Origin of the sequence: Streptomyces sp. NPDC093018 (genome assembly GCF_040684035.1) — a bacterium.
Lineage (GTDB): Bacteria > Actinomycetota > Actinomycetes > Streptomycetales > Streptomycetaceae > Streptomyces > Streptomyces murinus.
Genome location: NZ_JBFBFF010000018.1, coordinates 158,704 through 180,497 on the forward strand (window position 1 = coordinate 158,704; position 21,794 = coordinate 180,497).

At 70.2% G+C, this 21,794-nt stretch carries 17 protein-coding genes; 11 read left to right on the forward strand and 6 right to left on the reverse strand.

Annotated elements, in window-relative coordinates; genetic code table 11:
* Window positions 1–138 precede the first annotated feature (138 nt).
* On the forward strand, window positions 139–1,920 hold the full coding sequence (locus tag AB0N90_RS31280; protein ID WP_365202295.1) for an N-acetylglutaminylglutamine amidotransferase: 1,782 nt from the start codon (window positions 139–141) through the stop codon (window positions 1,918–1,920).
* Complete coding sequence (locus AB0N90_RS31285; RefSeq protein WP_365202296.1) at window positions 1,896–4,280, forward strand: prolyl oligopeptidase family serine peptidase; 2,385 nt, start codon at window positions 1,896–1,898, stop codon at window positions 4,278–4,280. Before AB0N90_RS31280 ends, AB0N90_RS31285 begins: the two co-directional genes overlap by 25 nt.
* Before the next feature lie 33 nt (window positions 4,281–4,313).
* Here AB0N90_RS31285 and AB0N90_RS31290 read toward each other — a convergent pair whose 3' ends face one another.
* From AB0N90_RS31290 to AB0N90_RS31305, 4 genes are all read right to left on the reverse strand, one after another.
* Complete coding sequence (locus tag AB0N90_RS31290) at window positions 4,314–5,072, reverse strand: restriction endonuclease (RefSeq protein WP_365202298.1); 759 nt, start codon at window positions 5,070–5,072, stop codon at window positions 4,314–4,316.
* Window positions 5,073–5,395: 323 nt separating this feature from the next.
* Complete coding sequence (locus tag AB0N90_RS31295; RefSeq protein ID WP_361673441.1) at window positions 5,396–5,608, reverse strand: helix-turn-helix domain-containing protein; 213 nt, start codon at window positions 5,606–5,608, stop codon at window positions 5,396–5,398.
* A 93-nt stretch (window positions 5,609–5,701) separates the two neighbouring features.
* Entirely contained in the window at window positions 5,702–5,992 is a 291-nt protein-coding gene (locus AB0N90_RS31300; RefSeq protein WP_365202301.1) for a hypothetical protein, read from the reverse strand.
* A 145-nt stretch (window positions 5,993–6,137) separates the two neighbouring features.
* On the reverse strand, window positions 6,138–6,950 hold the full coding sequence (locus AB0N90_RS31305) for a 3-hydroxybutyrate dehydrogenase (protein ID WP_365202303.1): 813 nt from the start codon (window positions 6,948–6,950) through the stop codon (window positions 6,138–6,140).
* A 463-nt stretch (window positions 6,951–7,413) separates the two neighbouring features.
* Between AB0N90_RS31305 and AB0N90_RS31310 the strand changes: the two genes are divergently transcribed.
* The 5 genes from AB0N90_RS31310 (at window position 7,414) to AB0N90_RS31330 (ending at window position 14,979) form a co-directional block, all read left to right on the forward strand.
* Window positions 7,414–8,883, forward strand: coding sequence for a PHB depolymerase family esterase (locus AB0N90_RS31310; RefSeq protein ID WP_365202304.1), 1,470 nt, complete (start codon window positions 7,414–7,416; stop codon window positions 8,881–8,883).
* A 315-nt stretch (window positions 8,884–9,198) separates the two neighbouring features.
* The gene (locus AB0N90_RS31315) at window positions 9,199–10,182 is read left to right on the forward strand and encodes an ABC transporter permease (RefSeq protein ID WP_361673433.1); all 984 of its coding nucleotides are present in this window, start codon (window positions 9,199–9,201) and stop codon (window positions 10,180–10,182) included.
* Window position 10,183: 1 nt separating this feature from the next.
* Window positions 10,184–11,119 (forward strand): ABC transporter permease, encoded by a 936-nt coding sequence (locus AB0N90_RS31320; RefSeq protein WP_365202307.1) that lies wholly within the window; start codon window positions 10,184–10,186, stop codon window positions 11,117–11,119.
* The gene (locus AB0N90_RS31325; protein ID WP_365202309.1) at window positions 11,116–13,200 is read left to right on the forward strand and encodes an ABC transporter ATP-binding protein; all 2,085 of its coding nucleotides are present in this window, start codon (window positions 11,116–11,118) and stop codon (window positions 13,198–13,200) included. Before AB0N90_RS31320 ends, AB0N90_RS31325 begins: the two co-directional genes overlap by 4 nt.
* Window positions 13,201–13,299: 99 nt before the next feature.
* A complete protein-coding gene (locus AB0N90_RS31330; protein ID WP_365202311.1) occupies window positions 13,300–14,979 on the forward strand; it encodes an ABC transporter family substrate-binding protein in 1,680 nt (559 codons plus the stop codon).
* Between the two features lie 74 nt (window positions 14,980–15,053).
* On the opposite strand, the gene AB0N90_RS31335 is transcribed toward AB0N90_RS31330, so the two are convergent.
* Together AB0N90_RS31335 and AB0N90_RS31340 are read right to left on the reverse strand one after the other, a co-directional pair.
* Window positions 15,054–15,878, reverse strand: a complete 825-nt coding sequence (locus AB0N90_RS31335) for a DUF1684 domain-containing protein (RefSeq protein ID WP_365202312.1) — start codon at window positions 15,876–15,878, stop codon at window positions 15,054–15,056.
* Window positions 15,879–15,889: 11 nt separating this feature from the next.
* Window positions 15,890–16,813 (reverse strand): LLM class F420-dependent oxidoreductase, encoded by a 924-nt coding sequence (locus tag AB0N90_RS31340; RefSeq protein WP_365202314.1) that lies wholly within the window; start codon window positions 16,811–16,813, stop codon window positions 15,890–15,892.
* Between the two features lie 467 nt (window positions 16,814–17,280).
* On the opposite strand from AB0N90_RS31340, the gene AB0N90_RS31345 reads away from it, so the two are divergent.
* The 4 genes from AB0N90_RS31345 (at window position 17,281) to panD (ending at window position 21,265) form a co-directional block, all read left to right on the forward strand.
* On the forward strand, window positions 17,281–19,029 hold the full coding sequence (locus tag AB0N90_RS31345; protein WP_365202316.1) for a DUF262 domain-containing protein: 1,749 nt from the start codon (window positions 17,281–17,283) through the stop codon (window positions 19,027–19,029).
* A 34-nt stretch (window positions 19,030–19,063) separates the two neighbouring features.
* The gene (locus AB0N90_RS31350; protein WP_365202318.1) at window positions 19,064–20,344 is read left to right on the forward strand and encodes a HipA domain-containing protein; all 1,281 of its coding nucleotides are present in this window, start codon (window positions 19,064–19,066) and stop codon (window positions 20,342–20,344) included.
* 14 nt (window positions 20,345–20,358) lie between these two features.
* Window positions 20,359–20,583: a hypothetical protein gene (locus tag AB0N90_RS31355; protein WP_365202320.1), complete on the forward strand. Its 225-nt coding sequence runs from the start codon at window positions 20,359–20,361 to the stop codon at window positions 20,581–20,583.
* Between the two features lie 262 nt (window positions 20,584–20,845).
* A complete protein-coding gene (gene panD, locus AB0N90_RS31360; protein ID WP_365202322.1) occupies window positions 20,846–21,265 on the forward strand; it encodes an aspartate 1-decarboxylase in 420 nt (139 codons plus the stop codon).
* Window positions 21,266–21,794: the final 529 nt, after the last annotated feature.

Consider the following 21,794-nt stretch of genomic DNA (forward strand, 5'->3'; position numbering starts at 1 on the left):
AAGCATCCCCGTGTCGACCCGTCCCGGCCACATGCCGGTGCGCGGCCTCCCGCGCACCTCACCGCCGCACTTGCCGTACCCGCCGCATCCGCCGCGCTCCCCGCGCGATCCGTACGCGCACCGGGGAGGTGGTCGCGGATGTGCGGCCTGAGCGGGGAGATGCGCTTCGACGGCACCCGGCCCGATCTGGCGGCCGTGGAGCGGATGAGTGACCGGCTCGCCCCCCGCGGCCCCGACGGGCAGGGGGTCTGGACGCGGGACGCCGTGGCCCTGGGGCACCGCCGGCTGAAGATCATCGACCTCTCCGAGCGCGGGGCCCAGCCCCTGACCGACATCGCAGGAGAGGTCACCGGCGTCTTCAACGGTTGCATCTACAACTACCGGGAGCTGCGGGCGGAGCTGGTCGCCCTCGGGCACCGGTTCCGGTCCACCTCCGACACCGAGGTCGTCCTCGCGGCGTACCGGCAGTGGGGCACCGCCTGCGTCGACCACTTCCACGGCATGTTCGCCATCGCCCTGGTCGAACACCGGACCGGCCGCCTGATCCTGATCCGCGACCGGCTCGGCATCAAGCCCCTCTACCTGGCGCGGACCGCCGGGCGGCTGCGCTTCGCCTCCTCGCTGCCCGCGCTGCTCGCGGCCGGCGACGTCGACACCTCGCTGGACCCGGCCGCCCTGCACCAGTACCTCAGCTGGCACGCGACCGTGGCCGCGCCCCGCACCGTGCTGGCGGGGGTGCGCAAGCTCCCCCCGGCCACCGTGCGGGTCGTCGAGCCGGACGGCACCCACCAAGACCACCGCTACTGGCAGCCGTCGTACACCCGCCGCCCCGAGCACCTCGGCATGGACGCCGCCGAGTGGCGGGACGCGGTACTGGACGCGCTGCGCACCGCCGTCCAGCGGCGCATGGTCGCGGACGTCCCGGTCGGCGTCCTGCTGTCCGGCGGACTGGACTCCAGCCTGATCGTGGCCCTGCTGGCCGACGAGGGGCAGCGGGACCTGGCGACGTTCAGCGTGGGCTTCGAGGCGGAGGCAGGTGACGAGGGGGACGAGTTCTGGTACTCCGACCTGGTGGCCCGGGAGTTCGCCACCGATCACCATCAGCTGCTGATCCCCTCGCGACGCGTGTCGACGGCCCTGGACGGGGCGGTCGCGGCGATGAGCGAGCCCATGATGAGCCATGACGTGGTCGCCTTCCATCTGCTGTCCGAGCAGGTCTCGCGAAGCGTCAAGGTCGTCCAGAGCGGGCAGGGCGCCGACGAGGTCTTCGCCGGCTACCACTGGTACCCGCGCCTGGCCGACGCGGCCCGCGAGGAGGAGCCGCAGCGGTACGCCGAGACCTACTTCGACCGGCCGCACCAGGACCTCTCCGCCATCCTGCGCCCGGACATGCTGACCGAGGACGACGTGTCCGGCCGGTTCGTGCGGGAGCACATGGCGGTGCCCGGGGCCGAGACGGCACTCGACGCCGCCCTGCGCCTGGACACCCACGTCATGCTGGCCGACGACCCGGTCAAGCGGGTCGACAACATGACCATGGACTGGGGCCTGGAGGCCCGGGTGCCGTTCCTCGATCACGAACTGGTGGAACTGGCGGCCGCGTGCCCCCCGGAGCTGAAGCTGGCCGACGGCGGCAAGGGTGTTCTGAAGGAGGCCGGCCGCAAACTCCTGCCGCCCGAGGTGGTCGACCGCCCCAAGGGCTACTTCCCCGTCCCGGCGATCACCCATATGGCCGGACCCGTGCTGGAAAAGGTGCGCGACGCGCTGAGCGCCCCCGAGGCGAAGCGGCGCGGCGTCTTCCAGGACTCCTACGTCACCGCACTCCTCGCCGCCCCCGACCGCCACCGCACCAAGCGCGGAGCGAACGCGCTGTGGCAAGTGGCTTTGCTGGAGATATGGCTTCAAACGCACGGAATCTGACCGCAGGGGACGCGACCGCACCGGATCCGGCCGCGGAGCCCGTCGCGGAGCGCCCGCGCGGCAGCGGCACGGCCGACGCCGGACGGCCTGCCACCGCAGGCCCGCAGGAGCGCCCCGCCGAGCGCCCGGACGGCACCGGCGGCCCGCCCCCGGCGGGCTCCGACGGCCTGACCGCAGCCTTCGCCGCGCCCGCCCGCATCCCGCTGCCGGACGCCGCCGGGCCCCGCGACGCGCCGACGCGGCTCATCGCGCACGGCTGCTGGTACCCCTCGGCCGACCCGGCCGGCACCCGGCTCGCCTTCATCTGCGACCGGGGCGGCGTACCGCAGCTGTGGACGGGCCCCGCCGACGGGGAGCCGGTACGACTGCTCGACGACGGCCCGGACCCCGTACGGGAGGTGTCCTGGTCGCCCGACGGCCGCTGGATCGCCTACACCACGGCGCCCGGCGGCGGTGAGCACACCCGGGTGCTGTGCGTCCGCCCCGACGGCAGCGACCGGCAGATCCTGGCCGGAGCCGAACCGGGCAGCTCCGCCCACCTGGGCTGCTGGGCGCACGACGGATCGGCGGTCACGGTCACCGTCGCGGTCCCCACCGGGCCGCCCGCCCCGCCGTCCCCGCCCGGTGCGGACACCACGGCCGGCGACGGCCCGTCCGGCCCCGGCACCGGCACCGGTCGTGGCTTCGGCCTCGACATCGACCTCGGCTCCGGCCTCTTCGACGGCCGTCTGCCGGACCACTGGCGGGGCCGGACGGGCGAGACGGAACTCCTCGGCCCGGCCCCCCACACGGACCGCGGCCCGGCGGCCCTGCCGTCGCCCGCCGTCACACTGGGGACGACGCCCATCGGCGCCCCGGGTGGCGCCCTCCCGGGCGGCACCGGCTTCGGCGACGGGCTGTCGGCGTATCTGGTCGACCCCGACGCGGTCGCCGCCCCCGTCCTGATCGCCGCCGTGCAGGACGCGGCGACACTGCGCGTGTGCGACCTCAGCCGCGACGGGGCGCTCGCGCTGCTGCGCCGGGGACCGCGCGGCCGGCGCGAGGCGGTCGTGCTGCGCACCGCCGACCATGTGACGACCTGTGTGATGCCGGTGGCCGACGGGGACCCCTGGATCGGCAGCTTCTCCCCCCGAGCGGACGCCCTGCGGCTGCGCAGCAACGCCCACCGGGAGTTCGCGGTCCTGCTCACGGCCGAACTCGACCCGGACGGCCGACCGCTCGGCTGGTCGACCGTCGCCGCACGCGAGGGCAGCGACCTGGAACTGCTGCGGTACACCCGCGACGGCGCCACCGCCGTGCTCGCCTGGAACGTCCGGGGCATGAGCGACGTGGAGATCCTGGACACGGGTACGGACACGGACACGGAGGCCCGGCGGGAAGAGGGGTCCGGCTCCGCGTCCCGGCACGTCTCCCTGCCCCACGAGGTCGTCACCCGTGTCACGGACGCCGACTCCCGTCTCGCGCTGGCCCTTTCGGGATCCCGCCGTCGCCCCGGCATCTGGTGGCTGCCCGACGGCGCCACCCCGGTCCGCACCCCCTGGTCCTCCCGGGACGAGGACGCCGTCCCGCCCGGCCGCCCGCCCGTACGACCGGTTCCGCTGCGCCCCACCGCCCGGGACGGGCTGGCGTTGAACGGCTGGTACTACCGCGCACCGGGGCGCGCGCCCGGCGAACCGGCGCCCTGCGTCATCCATCTGCACGGCGGCCCCGAGGACCAGGAACGCCCCGTCCTCGACCCGCTGTACCACGAGATCCTCGGACGGGGACTGGACATCTTCGCGCCCGATGTGCGCGGCTCCTCCGGCTACGGCCGGTCGTTCGTCGACGCCGACCTGGGAAGGGGCCGGTTCGCCGCCCTCGACGACGTGGCGGACTGCACCGCACACGCCGTACTGGCAGGTCCGGCCGACCCGTCCCGGCTCGCGGTGATGGGCCGTTCGTACGGCGGCTACCTCACCTTCGCCTCCCTGGTCTGGCATCCGGACCTCTTCCGCACCGGCGTCGCGGTGTGCGGGATGTCGGACCTGGCGACGTTCTTCGAGGGCACCGAGCCCTGGATCGCCCAGTCGGCGGCCCACAAGTACGGCCATCCCGAACGCGATCGGGAACTGCTGCGGGAGCTGTCCCCGATGACCCGTATCGACGCGCTGCGGGCACCGGTGTTCGCGGTGCACGGGGAGCACGACACCAATGTGCCGCCCAGGGAGTCGGAGCAGTTCGTACGAGCGGCACGCGAGCGCGGAGTGCCCGCCGAACTCCTCACCCTGCGCGAGGAAGGACACGATTTCCTCCGCGCCGACAACCGCCGGCTCTTCCGCCGCGCCGCCGCCGACTGGCTGCAACGGCACCTGCTCGGCTGAGGAGTTGGCGGGCCGTCGGCACCAAATCCCGTCCTATCGGCGCGGATCCCAGGGGCTCGGGCCCGTTCCCTCGCGCCACGCCTCCAGTTCCACTCCGTCCACGCAGACGATGCCGCACTGCCGCGCGTAGTCGAGGGCGGGTGTGGTGAACTCGCTGGTGGTGACGAGCGCAGCGACATCGGCCCGGTGAATGGTGAAGCAGGTGCCGCCGAAGCGCTGCATGTCCTGCGAGCCCACCTTGTTGGTGTCGCCGTACTGCTTGCACTGGATGACCACGCGCAGCCCCTCCGACGTGACCGCGACGACGTCCGCCCCCAGATCGCCGGCCCCGCCCACCACCTCCACCTCGCCGCAGCCCTCCCGGACGCACAGCTCGGCGATGGCCTGCTCGAATCCGTCGGGGTCCAACTCGGCATAGGCGTCGGGGGAGTCGAGCAGAAGTGTGGGCTCCTCACCGTCCGCGCCGGGCACGGCGATGTCCACCGGTGTGAGGTGGAGACTGCCGGACGCCGTCTCGGCCCCCGCCTCCAGCGCGCGGGCGGCCCGCCGGGCGTACCTCCCGGCGGACAGCCGCCCCCGACCCGGCCGCCAGAGCAGGACCCCGGCGACGGCGAGCACGGCCAGCACGGCGGCCCACAGCGGGCGACGCTCGACGACACCCGCCGCCAGGCGCACCACCAGCGCCAGCAGGCAGAGCACGATCGCCAGCAGGACGAAGAACCAGGTGGTCGTCCGCAGATCGAACCGCCGGTCTCGGCGGACAGGTCGCAGCGGGCGCACCGGTATGGTCATGTGGCTCTCTTTCGGGCAGGGAACGAAGATCGAAGACATACGGATGCCCCGGAGCGCTGACGGCTCCACGGCTCCACGGCTCTACGGCTCTACGGCTCTCGGGCTTGTATCCAGCTCGCGGCTCGAACGGCCGGTGGGCTGGAGATCAGGGCGGAAGCGGGCCTCGGCGAACCGGGCGAGCAGCGCGCGCACTTCCTTCCCGGCGGGCAGCGGCACGGCGGAGTCCTTCCTGACCTGACGGTGGACAGGGGACCTTCCTCCCCCGGCATCCCGGCTGCCCCCGCCGTGTCACCACATGCCCCGCTCCGGCGACTTTCCGCACGTCATCGCGCCGTTCGGCCGGCTTCCGTGCGCACATCGCCGCCCCGGGCGCGCAGCGGCACGCCCGCCTCGCCGAGCAGGCGATGCACGAAGCCGTACGACCGGCCGTGCGCCTCGGCGATGGCACGGATCGACCGCCCCTGCCGGTACTCCCCGGCGAAGGCGTCGGCCAGCTCCTCGCGCGCGCCGCCTGTGATCCACTGTCCCTTGTTCACGGTGATCTCCTTCTCGTCATGTCGAGACGTGATCACCGATTGCCCCCGCCGCCGCGGCCCATGCACCCGAGCCGCCCGGCTTCAACGGGTATGTCAGTCAGTGGGGTTGAGTTCCGTGTACACCAACTCCACCAGTTCCTCGGCCTCATGCGTGCGGGGATCGCCGGAGACCCTGTAGTAGCCGCCCAGGGTGGCGATCACGTCCGCCTGCGAGTCGTCGTACTCATGGCCATGGTCGTCCCGTTGCCCGGCGGTCCCGGAGCCGGACGTCCGCCACCACCACACCCGGCTCCTGATCTCGTCCTTCGACAGGCCCCCTTCCAGGGTGATGTCCCGGCCCTGGACCTTCCCCGTGATCCTCGCTGAGTTCGCGTCGGTGGCCATGCGCCATGTCTCCTTTCGCCGACGGGGGGACGAGCGCGGTGCCGCGTCCCGATCTCGGCTGCGGATACCCCCGAACGTCCGTCTTGCACGGTTCCGGCAGGCCAATGGCTTGAACCGGTGAAGGGCGCCGAGGTGTTGACGGACGTCAGCGCGCGGTCCAGCCGCCGTCCAGGGGGATCGAGCTGCCGGTCAGATGGGCGCTTCGCTCCGCGCACAGCCACAGGGCCGCCTCGGCGACCTCCACCGGCTCGATCAGCCGCTTGATCGCGGTGCGTTCCAGGAACACCTGGTCCAGCACGTCCGCCGCCGCAATGCCGTGGGCGCGCGCCTGGTCGGCGATCTGCCGCTCCACCAGGGGCGTGCGGACATATCCGGGGTTGAGGCAGTTGCTGGTCACACCGTGCGCGGCGCCCTCCAGGGCGACCACCTTGCTCAGCCCCTCCAGCGCGTGCTTCGCCGTGACGTACGCCGATTTGTAGGCGCTGGCCCGCAGTCCGTGCACCGAGGAGATGTTCACCACCCGGCCCCACGCCCCCGCGTACATATGGGGCAGCGTGCGGCGCAGGATGCGGAACGGCGCCTCCACCATGACCCGTTGGATCAGCGTGAAGCGGTCCGGGGGGAACTCGTGGACCGGCGCAATGTGTTGCAGACCCGCGTTGTTGACCACGATGTCCGCGTCGTTTGGCAACGCGTCGACGGCCTCGGCCTCGGAGAGGTCGGCCACCACGGCGATGCCGCCGATCGCCCCGGCCACCTCCTCGGCCGCCTCGGCGGCCCGGTCCACCACATAGACCTCGGCACCGGCCGCGGCGAAGCCCTCCGCGCAGGCCCGGCCGATCCCGCTGGCCGCGCCGGTGACCAGGGCCTTGCGGCCGGCGAGGAACCGGTTCGAGGCCGGTCCGGCCGCGACGGCGGCACCGGGCCCGGGATGCTGGGGCGTCTTGGCACTGTCCATGGTCGAACACCGTAGGCAGGAACCCCGGGGCGAGACACGTGGATCACCGACACATTTCCGCACCTCGGGATGGGCGCCGCCACCATGCGCCGACGGCCGGACGACGGCGAGGACAGCCCCGCCCGCCCACCCGCGGGCGCACCCTCTGGGAAGCCGCCGAGCGGGTCCGCGGGACGGCCCCGCGCGGTCCGCCGTGTCGCACGGCGCCCCCGCCCGCACCATGGCCGCGTGCACCACGCCGGGCGCCGCCGCCCTGGCTGCCCCCCACATGGCGCGCCGGGAGCGGCGGTCGTACGTTCCGCTTCCAGCAATCCGGTACGACGACGCGCCGGACGCGGGTCCGGTCCGCGCCCGGCCGGCCGAAGGCACGGGCACGGGGCACGCCGGGCGAGACGGGACCGCCGGGCGGCGCGCCGCGCCCGGCGCCGCCGCCTCCCCGCCCACCAGCCATCGGAGTCGCACCATGCCACACACCACCCGGCAAGGATTCTTCCGGCGCACCGCACAGGCCGCCGTACTGGGCCTGCTCGCCGCGGGTCTGACCGCCCTCACCCCTCTCACCGCCGGCGCGGCGGCCGCCGGCACCCTCCAGCAGGTCACCGGCTTCGGCTCGAACCCCGGCAACCTGGCGATGTACGAGTACGCGCCGTCCGGCCTGCCCGCGGGCGCCCCCCTGGTCGTGGCCCTGCACGGGTGCAGCCAGTCGGCGAGCGACTACCACACGCACTCCGGCTGGCAGAAGTTCGCCGACCAATGGGGTTTCGCCGTGGTCTACCCGCAGACCGGCACGGCCAACAACAGCCTGTCCTGCTTCAGTTGGTTCGACTCGACCAAGGACACGCGGGGCAAGGGCGAGGCGGCCTCGGTCGTCCAGATGGTCGACACCGCCGTAGCGCAGTACGGCTCGGACCGCGGCCGTGTCTTCGTCACCGGGCTGTCCGCGGGCGGCGGCATGACCGCGGATCTGCTCGCCGACTATCCGGACGTGTTCGCGGGCGGCTCCGTGGACTCCGGCCTGCCCGCGCAGTGCGCCACCACCCTGACCGCCGCCTCCGGGTGCCAGTACGGGAGCCAGAACCTCACCCCGAAGCAGTGGGGCGACAAGGTGCGCAATTCCGCTCCGGGTCACTCGGGGCCGTGGCCCCGGGTCGCCGTCTGGCAGGGGACCGCCGACACCACCGTCACCCCGGTCAACGGCACCGAGCTGCGCGACCAGTGGACCGACGTCTGGGGCATCGGGCAGACCGCCTCCAGCACCCGGAGCCTGCCCGGGGGCACCACCGAGAGCCGCTACGACGACGGCACCGGCAAACCCGCGGTCGCCCTGTTCTCCGTCCCCGGCATGACCCATGGCCTCGCCGTGGACCCCGGCTCCGGCGCCGACCAGTGCGGCAGCACGGGCGCGTACTACCTCGCCGCCATCTGCTCCAGCTACTACACCGCCACGTTCTGGGGCCTGGACGGCGGCGCGGGCCAGGGCGGCGGCACCGGCTCGCTGCCCGCGCCGACCGGTCTCACGGTGACCGGCACCACCGACACCAGCGCCTCGCTGACCTGGAACGCCGTCAGCGGCGCCGCGTCGTACGACATCTACCGCGACGGCACGAAGACCGGCTCCACGACCGGCACCACGTACACCGACACCGGTCTGAGCCCCGCCACCGCCTACCACTACACCGTCGCCGCGATCGACTCCTCGGGCGCCGCCGGCGCGTCGGCCGCCTCGGTCACCGCCACGACGACCGGGTCCGCGCCCAAGTGCTACACCGCCGACAACTACAACCAGGTGCGGGCCGGACGCGCCCACCAGAGCGGCGGCTACACCTACGCCAACGGCTCGAACCAGAACATGGGCCTCTACAACGTCGCCATCACGCACACCCTGAAGGAGGCCCCCGCGGGTTACTTCGTCATCGCCGACTCCGGCTGCTGAACCGGGCCCCGGCCGACCGCGACCGACCTCGTGCCCGGATCCGGTGTCCCTCCGGCACCCGGGCCGTGGTCGTCGAAAACCGAGACGTACCAGCGGAATTGTTTCGTGGTGCGTGCCGTGTGCAACGGCAACATGTCGACCTCATGGCACCAACGGCCAAAGCCTGGTGCCACGGTGACGCACGGGACCAAGCTGACGTGTGCGTATCCCCGCACCCCATCCGTGCCCCCAGAAAGCGTCACCACGCATGCATTCGCCCTGTCTCCCCGGTGCTCCAGCAGCACGCGTTCCGTGTGTGGTGAGGAGGTGCCGCACATGGTGCGCTATGTGATGCGCAAGGCGGCCGGCTGGCTCCTGATGATCGTGGTGGCGACCAACGCCACCTATTTCCTCGCCAGTTGGTTCCTGGACCCGCGGTCGAACTTCAAGGAGCTGCGGCCCGTGCGCAGCGAGGCGCAGATCGACCGGGCCCTCGCGCCGTACGACCTGGACCCCCGGGTGCCGCTGGTGCACCGCTGGTGGGACTGGCTGACCTCGGTGATCCTGCACTTCGACTGGGGAAAGTCCCCCACCGGCGTCTCCGTCAACGGGGAAGTGGGCTACCGGGCCCTGGTCAGCGCGGAGTTGGTCGTCATCGCCACCGTGCTCTCCGTGGTGGTCGGCGTCGCACTCGGCGTCTACACCGCCGCACGGCAGTACGGCTGGGCCGACCGGGTCTCGCAGGCGGTGTCCATCGTGGTGTTCAACATCCCCACGTCCGTCGCCGCCCTCGCCGTGGTCTTCGTCGCCATCTGGCTGAACCAGCACGCCGGACTGCACTTCCTCTACGTCGCCGGCGAGAACTCCCCGGGCGTCGACGGGCTGTTCCCCACGATCCTCGACCGCCTCCTGCACCTGATCCTGCCGACCCTGACACTCACCCTGATGGGATATGTCGGCTACCACCTGACCCAGCGTTCGCTGCTGCTCGACACGCTCAACTCCGACTTCGTGCGCACCGCCCAGGCCACCGGGCTCACCCGTGCCCAGGCCATCCGCAGGCATGCCCTGCGGGCCGCGCTCATCCCGACGGCGGCCTCCGTGGCGTTCAGCGTCCCGGCCGTCTTCACCGGCGCCGTCATCACGGAGACGATCTTCGGCTGGAACGGCATGGGCCGCTACTTCATCCAGACCATCAGCAAGAACGACGTACACGGCGCGGTCGCGACGGCCGCCTTCGCCGCCGCGCTCACCGCGATCGGCGCGATCCTCGCGGACATCGCCACGGTGTTCCTCGACCCGCGGGTGCGGGTGAGCTGACATGACCATCGACACACCCGCCCACCCGCCCGCGGAGCTGAGCCCCGAACCGGCGGCCACCGCGCGCAAGCAGCCGAACCTCGGCCTCGGCCGGCTCTATCTGCGGCGCTTCCTGCGCAACCGCCTCGCCGTCGCCGGAGTGGTGATCCTCGTCCTGCTGGTGCTGTTCGCGGCCCTCGGCGACCGGCTCACCTCCTACACGTACACCGACACCGACTTCACCGCCCTCACCCAGCCCCCGAGCGGCCTGCACTGGTTCGGCACCAACCAGGGCGGCAACGACATCTACGCCTGCGCCGTGCACGGGCTCCAGCGCTCCCTGACGATCGCCGTGAGCGTGTCGGCACTGACCATCGTCCTCGCCGCGATCATCGGCTCCGGCGCCGCCTACTTCGGGGGCCGCGTGGAGCGGGTGACCCTCGCCGTCATCCACTTCCTGCTGATCGTCCCCTCGTTCCTCATCCTCGCCCTGGTCTCCCACCGGCTGGCCGGCGACTGGCGCGTCCTGATCGTCGTGCTCACCGTGTTCGGCTGGATGTCCACCGCGCGGGTGATCTGGTCCGTCTCGACCTCGCTGCGCGAACGGGACTATGTGAAGGCGGCCGAGTTCATGGGCGTCGGGCCGCTGCGGATCATCCTGCGCCACATCATCCCCAACCTCGGCTCCCTGCTGATCGTCAATCTGACGCTCGGCGTCGTGGCCACCGTGCTCAGCGAAACCGCCCTCTCGTTCCTGGGGTTCGGCGTCCAGACCCCGGACGTGTCGCTCGGCACGATGCTCGCGGACGGCGCGAGCACCATCACCAGCGCCCCCTGGCTCTTCGCCTTCCCCGCCGGACTGGTCGTGCTGCTCACCGTGTCCATGACCCTCATCGGCGACGGCCTGCGCGACGCCCTCGACCCCACGTCGGTGACCTCGGCGGGAGGCCGACGATGACCCTCACGACCCCGCTGCCCACCCCGGCCCCGGCCATCGGCCCGGACCCCGTCCTGTCCGTGCGGGATCTGCGGATCTCCTTCCCCTCCGAGGCGGGCACCGTCGAGGCGGTGCGCGGGGTGGACTTCGACCTGCTGCCCGGCCGCACCCTGTGCATCGTCGGCGAGTCCGGCTCGGGCAAGTCCGCCACCGCGATGGGCATCATGGGGCTGCTGCCGCCCACCGCCGACCTGCGCGGCCAGGTGCTGCTCGGCGGACAGGACCTGATCGGACTCGACGACCGTGCCCTGTCGAAGATCCGCGGCAACTCCATCGGCATGGTCTTCCAGGACCCCCTGTCCGCCCTCACCCCGATCTTCTCGGTGGGCAGGCTGCTCTCCGACGCCCTGCGGGTCCACCAGGACCTGACGAAGCGGGACGCCTGGGAACAAGCCGTACAACTGCTCGACCTCGTGGGAATCCCCGACCCACGCGGCCGGGCCACCGCCTTCCCGCACGAATTCTCCGGCGGCATGCGCCAGCGCGTGGTCATCGCCATGGCCATCGCCAACCGCCCGGCCGTGCTGGTGGCCGACGAACCCACCACCGCGCTCGATGTCACCGTGCAGGCCCAGATCCTCGACGTACTGCGGCTCGCGCAGCGGGAGACCGGCGCCGGACTCGTCCTGATCACCCACGATCTCGGAGTCGTCGCCGGCCACGCGGACGATGTCGCCGTCATGTACGCGGGCCGGTTCGTGGAACACGCGGGCGTCCGGGAACTCTTCCACCGGCCGACGATGCCGTACACCGCCCGGCTGCTGGCCGCCGTACCGACCGTGGACGGCGGCGCCCGGCGCCCCCTGGTCCCGATCGGCGGCGAACCGCCCGCCCTGGTGGGCCTCCCGGACGGCTGCCCCTTCGCGCCCCGCTGCGCCGTCGCCCTCGACGCGTGCCGCTCCGGCGAACCCGAGCTGAGCCATGTCACCGGGCACGGGGACGTGGCCTGCCTGCGCGCCGCCGAGATCGCCGACGGATCCCTTGACCCGGCGGGCGATGCCGTGCCCGTCGACCCACCGGCGCCCGCGCGCCCCGCCGAAGCCGGCGAGGTGGTGCTCCGTGTGACCGACCTCGTCAAGACGTTCCCGGTCACCAAGGGCGCCCTCCTCAAGCGCCGGGTCGGCACGCTGCGCGCCGTCAACGGGGTCGGCTTCGAACTGCGCGCCGGTGAAACGCTCGGCCTGGTGGGCGAGTCCGGCAGCGGCAAGACCACCACGCTGATGGAGATACTGCGGCTCACCCGGCCCGAAGGCGGCCGGATCGAGGTCTCCGGCATCGACGTCGGCACGGTCACCTCCGGCGCGCGGGCACGCGAGCTGCGGCAGGACGTACAGATCGTCATGCAGGACCCGCTGGGCGCGCTGGACCCCCGGCTGCCCGTCTTCCACCTGCTGGCCGAGCCCCTGCGGGCGATCGGCCGCGATCGCGAGTCGATCCGGGCGCGCGTCCGCGAACTGCTGGCCCTGGTGGGCCTGGACGACTCGGTGGGCGACCGCTTCCCGGCCGCGCTCTCCGGCGGCCAGCGCCAACGGGTCGGCATCGCCCGCGCGTTGGCCACGGAGCCCAGGCTGCTCGCGCTCGACGAACCGCTGTCCGCGCTGGACGTCTCGGTACAGGCCGGAGTGATCAACCTGCTGGCCCGGCTCAAGCGGGAACTCGGCCTCGCCTACCTCGTGGTCGCCCACGATCTGGCCGTGATCCGGTACATCTCCGATCGCATCGCCGTGATGTACCTGGGGCACATCGTGGAGACCGGGGACACCGAGGCGATCTTCGCCGACCCGAAGCACCCCTACACCCGGGCACTGCTGTCGGCGATTCCGATACCCGACCCGGAGCGGGAACGCGCCCGCGAACGCGTCGTCCTGGAGGGCGAACAGCCCAGCGCCGCCCGCCTGCCCGAGGGGTGCGTCTTCGTCGACCGCTGCCCGCTGTACCGCCTCGCCGACGAGGAACTGCGGCACCGCTGCCGTACCCGGCCCCCCGCGCTCACCGCCACGCCCGGAGTCCCCGGCCACCAGCACGCCTGCCACGGCGTCTGAACCCCGGCGCCGACCTCCTCGGCCGGCCTCGCCGATCTCCTGATCTCCCCGATCTTCTGATCTCCCCGATTACCCCGATTTCCGAAGGAACCCCTCGCCATGCGCACCAGACTGGCCCTGCCCGTCGCCCTGCTCGCCGCCATCGCCGTCACCGCCACGGCGTGCCAGTCCTCGGGGAAGGACTCCGCCGGATCGGACGCGAAGAACACCCCCAAGGCCGCGTCGTCCGTCGCCGACTACAACCCGACGCCGTACGACCGGATCAAGGACGGCGGCACGTACACCTCGGTCGGGACCTTCGACGACCAGGGCAATCCGTTCAACGTCAATGCCACGCTGACGGCGTCCCGCGTCTGGTCCTGGTACAACGCCGACGCGATCACCTACTCGCCGACCGGTGAAGTGCAGTACAACCCGGACTACTTCAGCGATGTGAAGGTCTCCGTGGCGGGCGGCAACCAGAAGGTCACGCTCACCATCAACCCCAAGGCTGTCTTCAACGACGGCACCCCCATCGACTGGACCGCGATCAAGGCCACCTGGAAGGCCGACAATGGTTCCGACAAGGCGTACGCCGCCTCCTCCACGGACGGCTACGACCAGATCACCTCGGTCGAGAAGGGCGAGAACGCCAAACAGGCCGTGATCACCTTCAAGGGGGTGTACCCCTCCTGGTCGAGCCTCTTCACCACCTTCCTGCACCCCAAGGCCGCGACGGTCGAGAACTTCAACAAGGCGTACGTCAAGAAGGCGCATCCGGAGTGGGGCGCGGGGCCGTACACGGTCGGCACGTGGGACACCCACTCGGGTGACATCACCTTCGTCCGCAACCCGAAGTGGTGGGGCAAGAAGGGCAAGCTCGACAAGCGCATCTACGTCAACCTGGAGTCGACCGCCGCCGTCAACGCCTTCAAGAACGGGCAGGTGGACTACGTCTCCGCGGTCAACGCCGAGAGCCTCAAGCAGATCAAGGGGCTCCCGGGCACGGAGATCCGCAGCGGCGGCAGCCCCTTCGAGTACTCGCTCTACCTGAACTCCAAGTCCCCCGTCCTCGCCGACCCCACCGTGCGCAAGGCCATCGAGGAGAGCGTCGACCGCTCCCAGATCGCGAAGATCCAGTTCCAGGGCCTGGACTACAAGGAGCCGCTGCCCGGCTCCGCCATCCTCTACAGCTTCCAGAAGGGCTACCAGGACAACGTCGCGGCCGTACTGAAGTACGCCCCGGACGACGCGAAGAAGGCACTCGACGCGGCGGGCTGGAAGCCCGGGAGCGACGGCATACGCGTCAAGAACGGCAAGAAGCTCGAAGTCGGCTACACACTCCTCGGCGACGACCCGCTGGACAAGGCGACCGCGGGCGCCTTCGCGGCGATGCTGAAGCCGGTCGGCATCCGCCTCGACATCAGGAAGGCCGACGAGTCGGACTTCTCCAAGATCCTCAGCGACCGCAAGTTCGACCTGTTCCTGTCGGGCAACCGCTCGATGGACCCGTTCGGCGCCCGCTACCTGTGCGACTTCTACTGCTCCGACCGCGACTCCAACATCACCGGCGCGGGCACGCCCGCACTGGACAAGAAGATCCGCGCCACCACCGAGATCGCCGACCTCGGCAAGCAGGCCGCGGCGGCCAACCAGGTCGAGCGCGAGGCGCTGCGGCAGTACGCCTTCCTCCCGCTGTTCAGCGGTCCCTCGACCTACGGCGTGAAGAAGGGCCTCGCCAACGTCGGCGCGACCATCTTCTACAACCCGCTTCCGGAGACGGTGGGCTGGCAGAAGTGAGCCCGCGCGGTACGGCGCCGTAGGGGCGCGGGCCGCTCCACCTTCCGGCGGAGCGGCCCTTTTCACGATCCGCTCTACGATCCGCCGCGCTCACGGGGGATCCTCAGCCCCGCCTCGATCGCCACCGGCAGCCGGTTCTCGGCCGGCGGCAGCGGGCAGGTGGCCAGGTCCGTGTAGGCGCACGGCAGGTTCGCGGCACGGTTGAAGTCCAGGACGACCGTGCCGTCGGCGGCGGGCGGCTCGACGGTCAGGACCCGGTTGGCCGCATAGGTGGTGACCCCGGAGGTCGCGTCGGTGAACAGCACCATCAGCCGGCCGGCCCCGTGCCCGGGGAACGCCGTCAGGGAGAGCGCGCGCCCGTGCAGCTCGAACTCGATCCGCCCCGGCGCGTCGTACACATGCTCAAGCCCCTCGACGGCCGCGCCCACGGTGGTCGGCCGCGGCTCGTCGAAGGGGACGTACCGGCCGGTCACGGCCCAGCGCGGGTCGGGGGAGTAGGCGGGCGTACCGGAGAAGGCGGTGCGCAGCGGCGCGTCCGGGTGCCGGGGGCGCACGATGTCATGGCCGCCCCGCCTGGCGACCTCGATGACGGCGTCCCCCCAGACCGCGTCGACACCGCCGCGCTCGGCGAGCACCCCGAAGCGGTACTCGCCCCGCACCGGCGTTCCGCCGATGACGAGTTCCTCCTGCTCATCGAGAAGTACGACCACTCCGTCCCTGCCGCTGCGCCACGCCCCCGGCGCGTCGGGCAAGCGCCGCGGCCGGTCGTCGAGCCAGTGCAGGCCGGTGATGGCCAGGAACCCGTGCGGGCCGGCGAGCCTGGCCTCATGGGCGCGGTACCAGCGCTGCCAGTCGTCGGTGAACTCCTGGGAGCCCCCCGTTATGGCTTCAGTGGTCATGAATCTCCCTTTCATCCGGCCAGTTGGCCGAGGAGCGCCCAGGTACGGTGGCGATCGGCGTCCCCCGCGATCTCGGTGGTGGTGAACACGACCTCGGTCGCGCCCGCGTCGCGATAGCGCCGCACCTCGGCCGCGACCGTCTTCTCGTCGCCGATCACGGCCAGGTCGACGGCCCGGCGGCCGCCGGAGAGTTCGATGGCGCGGGCGTAGGACGGGAACTGCTCGTAGAACGCGAGGCTCTCGGTCAGCTTGGCCCGCACCGCGTCCACGTCGTCCGTGACGACGCCGGGCACCAGGGCCACGACCCTGGGCGCGGGACGTCCCGCGCCCTCGGCGGCGGCGGTCACGGCCGGCACGATGTGCTCCGCCAGCGCACGCGGCCCCGCCAGATACGGCAGGATCCCGTCCGCCAACTCACCGCTGACCCGGAGCGCCTGCGGCCCCATCGCGGCGACGAGCAGGGGCACACCGCCCTCGGCACCCGCGACCCGCGCCGGGACCGGAGTGCTCGCGGTGAGCAGCTCACCATGGAAGTCGGCCGCGCCGGTCCGCGTCAACTGCCGCAGGACGGTGAGGAATTCACGCAGCCGGGCGATGGGCCGCTCGAAGGGCAGCCCGAAGCCGGTCTCCGTCAGCAACTTGGTGCCCAGGGCCAGACCGAGGTGGTACCGGCCGTGCGTCGCGGCTTGAGCGGTCAGGGCCTGACCGGAAACGATCAGCGGATGCCGGCCGAAGACGGGAATCGCTGAGGTGCCCACCTGCAGCCCGGGCACCTCCCGCCCGACGATCGCCGCGAGCTGCGGCGAATCCGCACCAAAGGTCTGCCCGAACCAAGCGGACCGCAGCCCGGCATCCGCCGCCTCCCGCGCCAGCCGAACAGTGGCGTCGACCTCGTTGGGCGCGTCCTTCGCGTTGAGTGCTACTCCCACAGTCATACCGATGAAAACGGACGCCCGCGGGGCGGGCATTCCGGGTCATGTGTGACAACTTCTTGTCAGGTGTGTGTACGGAGCGGTACCTCTCCGCAGGCTGAGCGCGGTAGCCTCCGGAGGCAGCCCTTGATCTGCAAAAGGGGGCAAAAAGACTATCTTAAGAGAGCGCTTATGCTGCGAATAGATTTAAGAACTAGTATCTGACTGTTTCAGCAGGTCAGAGTCGTCGTGGGACTCAGCCGGTCAGCAAATGGTCAGCGCTGGGTGCGGGGGCGTTCCGGCACTCCGACCTAACGAGCTCGTGCGCGATGGGCGGTGAGGCGTGGATCTTCCGAGGAGGCCTGTCGTGCGAATGGACAGGCCATCGACTTCGACGACGGCACGCTTCTTCCGTTCGGAAGGCATCATGTTCTGACTTGGCCCGCCGTGGCCCTCAGCCCCGCTCGACCAGGACCCGATAGGAGCAGGAAATGTCCGAGACCGCCCTAGGCCTCACGACACAGCCCACCGCCACCACCTACGAACTCGGTGAGCTCGTCCCGTGGGCTTGGCAGGGCCGGATCAGGGTGCCGCATTTCCAGCGTGGCTTCCGCTGGCAGGCCAAAGACGTGCTGCGGCTCTTTGACAGCATCGTGCGCGGCTACCCGGTGGGCAACCTGCTGCTGTGGGTGCGGAAGTCACCTGCGGAGAAGATTAAGCTGGGACATCTGGTGATCGAGGCGCCGGCGCACGACGAGGTGCTATGGGTGGTCGATGGCCAGCAGCGCCTGACGAGCCTCGCCAACGCGTTGCACCCTGAGGGCAACAAGCACGAGCCGTTCAACGTGGTCTATGACCTGGCGGAGGACGAGTTCATCGAGACACCCCGGTACGGTCTGGAGCCGTACCATATCGACGTTCCCACGCTCTTCGACGGTCGCCGTTTGCTGAGCTGGTTCCGTGCCCAGGGGCCGGATGTGGAGGACTATTACTACAAGGCGGACGAGGTTTCCACCAAGCTTCGCCAGTACAAGGTCCCCGCCTACCTGGTGCGTCAGAATGACCTGCGCGTCCTGACGGACATCTTCGACCGGATGAACAACTACGGTCGGCGGCTGAACCGGGCAGAGATCTTTACGGCCCTAAATTCTGGTACTGAGGAGGGCTTCGAAGGTCGGCTGAACTTCTCTCGCATCGCGGACAATGTGGCTTCCCGCACGCTGTTCGGAACCATCGACGTCAACACGATCCTTGCGGCGTTCCTAGCACGGCGGGGCCCGGATCCCATGCGGGATATCCGGACGGAGTTCAGTACGGGGTCCCGCCGCTCTGAGCTTGAGTTCGTGGAGGACGAACAGACGGCCTATCGGGAGGCGGAGGAGGCGCTAGTGCGCGCCGTCATGTTCTTGATCGAGACTGCAGGGGTACCGCACATCGCCCTGCTTCCCTACCGGGCCCAGCTCGTCGTCCTCACGCGGTTCTTCGCGCACTTCCCGGAACCGACGCCCAACAGCCTACGCTTGTTGAGGCGCCTCTTCTGGCGTCTGTCGATCGCGGGTCCGTCAGTCTTCAGGGGAAGCTTCACTCAGTTCAGCCGTATTCTGAGCAACAAGATCAAGCCCGGTGACGAAGAGGGGTCCCTGCAAGCGCTCCTGGAAACGATGAAGGGCGCTGTATACGCCCGCCCCAACCCGGACCGCTTTCGGACGAATGAGGCCACCACGAAGATCGTGCTCAGCGCATGGTGGTCCTTGCGACCCCGTTCCCTCGCCACAGGAGCTCCTGCGGACGTCCAGAGCCTTTCCAGCGTTCTCGGTGACGAGCAGACGCCGGTCGGCGCTACTCCGTATGTCTTTCCCCGCCTTAACGAGCCAGGCGAAAAGGACAAACGGCTGTGGGCGGCCAACCGGATCTTTCTGCCGTTCGGTGAGGATCTGCCCTCCGAGATTTTCCGGATGCTCACGGAGCCCCGTATCGACCTCGATGAGACCTCCTGGCGAGAAACCATCGATTCGCACCTCGTCGATGACGATGCCCTCAGCGCATTGGCGCGCGGAGACCGGACCGGTTTCCTCGAAGCGCGCCAGATGCGCGTTCGTGCTCACCTTGGTGACTTCCTTGCCCGGATGACCGAATGGGACTACGAGGACACGCCGTCCCTCGACGGACTGGACTTTGACGCCAAGGACGAAGAGGAGAACGAACCGGAGATCGACTTCTCCGACGACCAGCTGCGTTAGCCGTACAGGATTCACATCATCGGAAGGGATGGCCATGACCGGTCGTCTGCCGGAGGTTTTCCACGCCGTGCTCCTCCACGGCGTACGGGTGGGCACGCTCTGCCAGCGGGGCGACCACACGCGCTTCGTTCTCAATCGGTCCTACGTGGAGAACCCCTCCCGGCCGGTGCTCGGCTTGCGCTTCGAGGAAGACTTGACAGGGTCCTATGCCGCTGCCTTGCGGTTGCCCCGTTGGTTCTCCAACCTCCTTCCAGAGGGCCCTCTGCGAGAGTGGATCGCCCAAGACCGGGGGGTATCCCTGGACCGCGAGATGGAACTACTCGCCCAGGTTGGGCACGACCTGCCGGGAGCGGTGCAGGTGCTCCCTGCGGACGGCCCCGATGACGGCTGGGAATGGAGTGAGGCCAGGATCGCGCGGAAGGCCGGTGGAACTGCACGCGCTGGGGGAAGCGAGTCCCCTTGGAGGTTCTCTCTGGCTGGTGTTGCCTTGAAGTTCTCCTTGCTGGACCGAGGTGACCGCCTGACGGTACCGGTGGGTGGGGAGCTGGGGGACTGGTTGGTCAAATTCCCCGACTACCGCCATCCGCATGTTCCGCGTAACGAATTCACGATGATGTCGCTTGCCAAGCAGGTGGGTCTGGATGTGCCCGATGTCCGCCTGGTGCACCGCGACGAGTTGGATGGTATCCCCGACCGCATGTGGCCCAACCGGGAGGAGTGGGCCTATGCGGTACGGCGGTTCGACCGCTCTCCGCAGCAGGGCCGGGCGCGGATCCACATCGAGGACTTCGCCCAAGTGAAGGACGTCTACCCGATCGACAAGTACAACTCGTCTTTCGAAACGGTTGCCTCCTTCGCCTATCGCGGCCATGACGTGGAAGCGTTGCGGGAGGCGGTCCGACGGATTGCCTTCTCTGTCGTGGTCGGTAACGGGGACGCGCACCTGAAGAACTGGTCACTTATCTACCGCGATCAGATCACTCCAGGCCTGTCACCCGTCTACGACCTGGTGTCCACCATTCCCTATACCCCGTCCGACGAGGTCGAGGATCTTGGCCTCAAGTTGGGCGGCAGTAAGCGGTTCGAAGCGGTAAATGCAACTTCCTTCACACGTCTTGAACGCCGCCTCGACCATCGTTTCGGCGTCACGGATGCCAGGCTCGGGGATGTCGCTGTACGAATGGTGGAGAACGTACTGGAGAAATGGCTAGAATACGAGCACCTGTTGGGTGAATTTCCCGATATTCGACGGCCCGTCACCACCTGGATCCATGAGTCCGCCGCCCGCCTCCGTAAGGGTTCACCCACATCTTGAGGGGCCCGTGTCCCTTGAGTACTCCCGTCCCGTACGATCACCACCTGCTCCAGACGGCGGTAGTCGGTGACGCCCACTTCGACAACCCGGTGATCCTGCTGGTGGGCGCTGCGGAACGGGACGCTTGGCGTCGGCGCCATCCGAACTACACGTACTGGTGCGGATACGAGGTGGGGAGCTGTGATGACAAGCTGATGGACCGGATTCACCACGACAAGATCTGCTCCTTGCCCGTGTAAATGGCATGCAGCTTGGGTTGATAGGTATGCCAGTGTCTGATCAGCGTCAGTCCCGCCCATTTCGATACTGCTGTCCGAAGAGGCGCTCGCTCGGTGGCGTTATAACAGCCTTCGTTCGCGCGGAAACGCGGGCGTGCAGCCCGTTTCCTCTCAGCGAATTGACGTTCCTCGCGGGCTTCGTGTCCGACACGTGCCCGTGTACAGTCAGGGGCGCCCCTGACCTGCAGAAAGCAGGCGGGGAGCCGTCTTTCAGGAGTCCAAAATGCTGCGAACCATGTTCAAGTCCAAGATCCATCGCGCCACCGTCACCCAGGCCGACCTGCACTACGTGGGATCCGTGACGATCGATGCCGACCTGCTCGACGCGGCCGATCTGCTGCCCGGGGAGCTGGTGCACATCGTGGACATCACGAACGGCGCCCGGCTGGAGACGTACGTCATCGAGGGGGAGCGGGGGTCCGGGGTCGTCGGGATCAATGGGGCGGCGGCGCATCTCGTGCACCCCGGGGACCTGGTGATCATCATCAGCTACGCGCAGGTCGACGACGCCGAGGCGCGGGAATTGAAGCCGCGGGTCGTGCATGTCGACGCCGACAATCGGATCGTGGCCCTCGGTGCCGACACGTCCGAGCCGGTGCCGGGTTCCGACCAGCGGCGCAGCCCGCAGGCCGTGACCGCCTGAACTCCGGTCGGCCCACTCGGGTGAGTGGCCCGGCGGTGGTCGGGTAGGCGGGGGAGTAGTCCAGAGGCGACGTCCAGTGACAACGACGACCGCGCGGAGGACACGATGACGAACCCGCACCCAGACCCCGCCCCACCGGGCACCCCGCCCACCCCGGAGCCGCCCCCACCACCGGACCCCTACCCGAGCCCGGTACCACCCCCGGAACCCGGCCCCGGCCCCGAGCCAACCCCACCCCCACCCGGTCCGGGTCCGCAGCCGACCCCACCGCCACCGGGCCCCGGGCCGCTGCCGACCCCACCCGCGCCCGGCCCCCCGGAGCCGTCACCCTCCCCGATCCCGCCGGGCCCCGAACCCGTACCCAACCCCGAACCGGGCCCACCCCTGACCACCTGAAACCCCTGACCACCTGAAACAGGGCCAGGCACGGACGCGCCCTAGTACTGCAACGGTGTTTGCTGTGACTGGTGGCGAAGGTCAGGGGATGTGTCCGCGTCGTTTGTAGTGACTGGTGCGGGCCTGGTGCTGT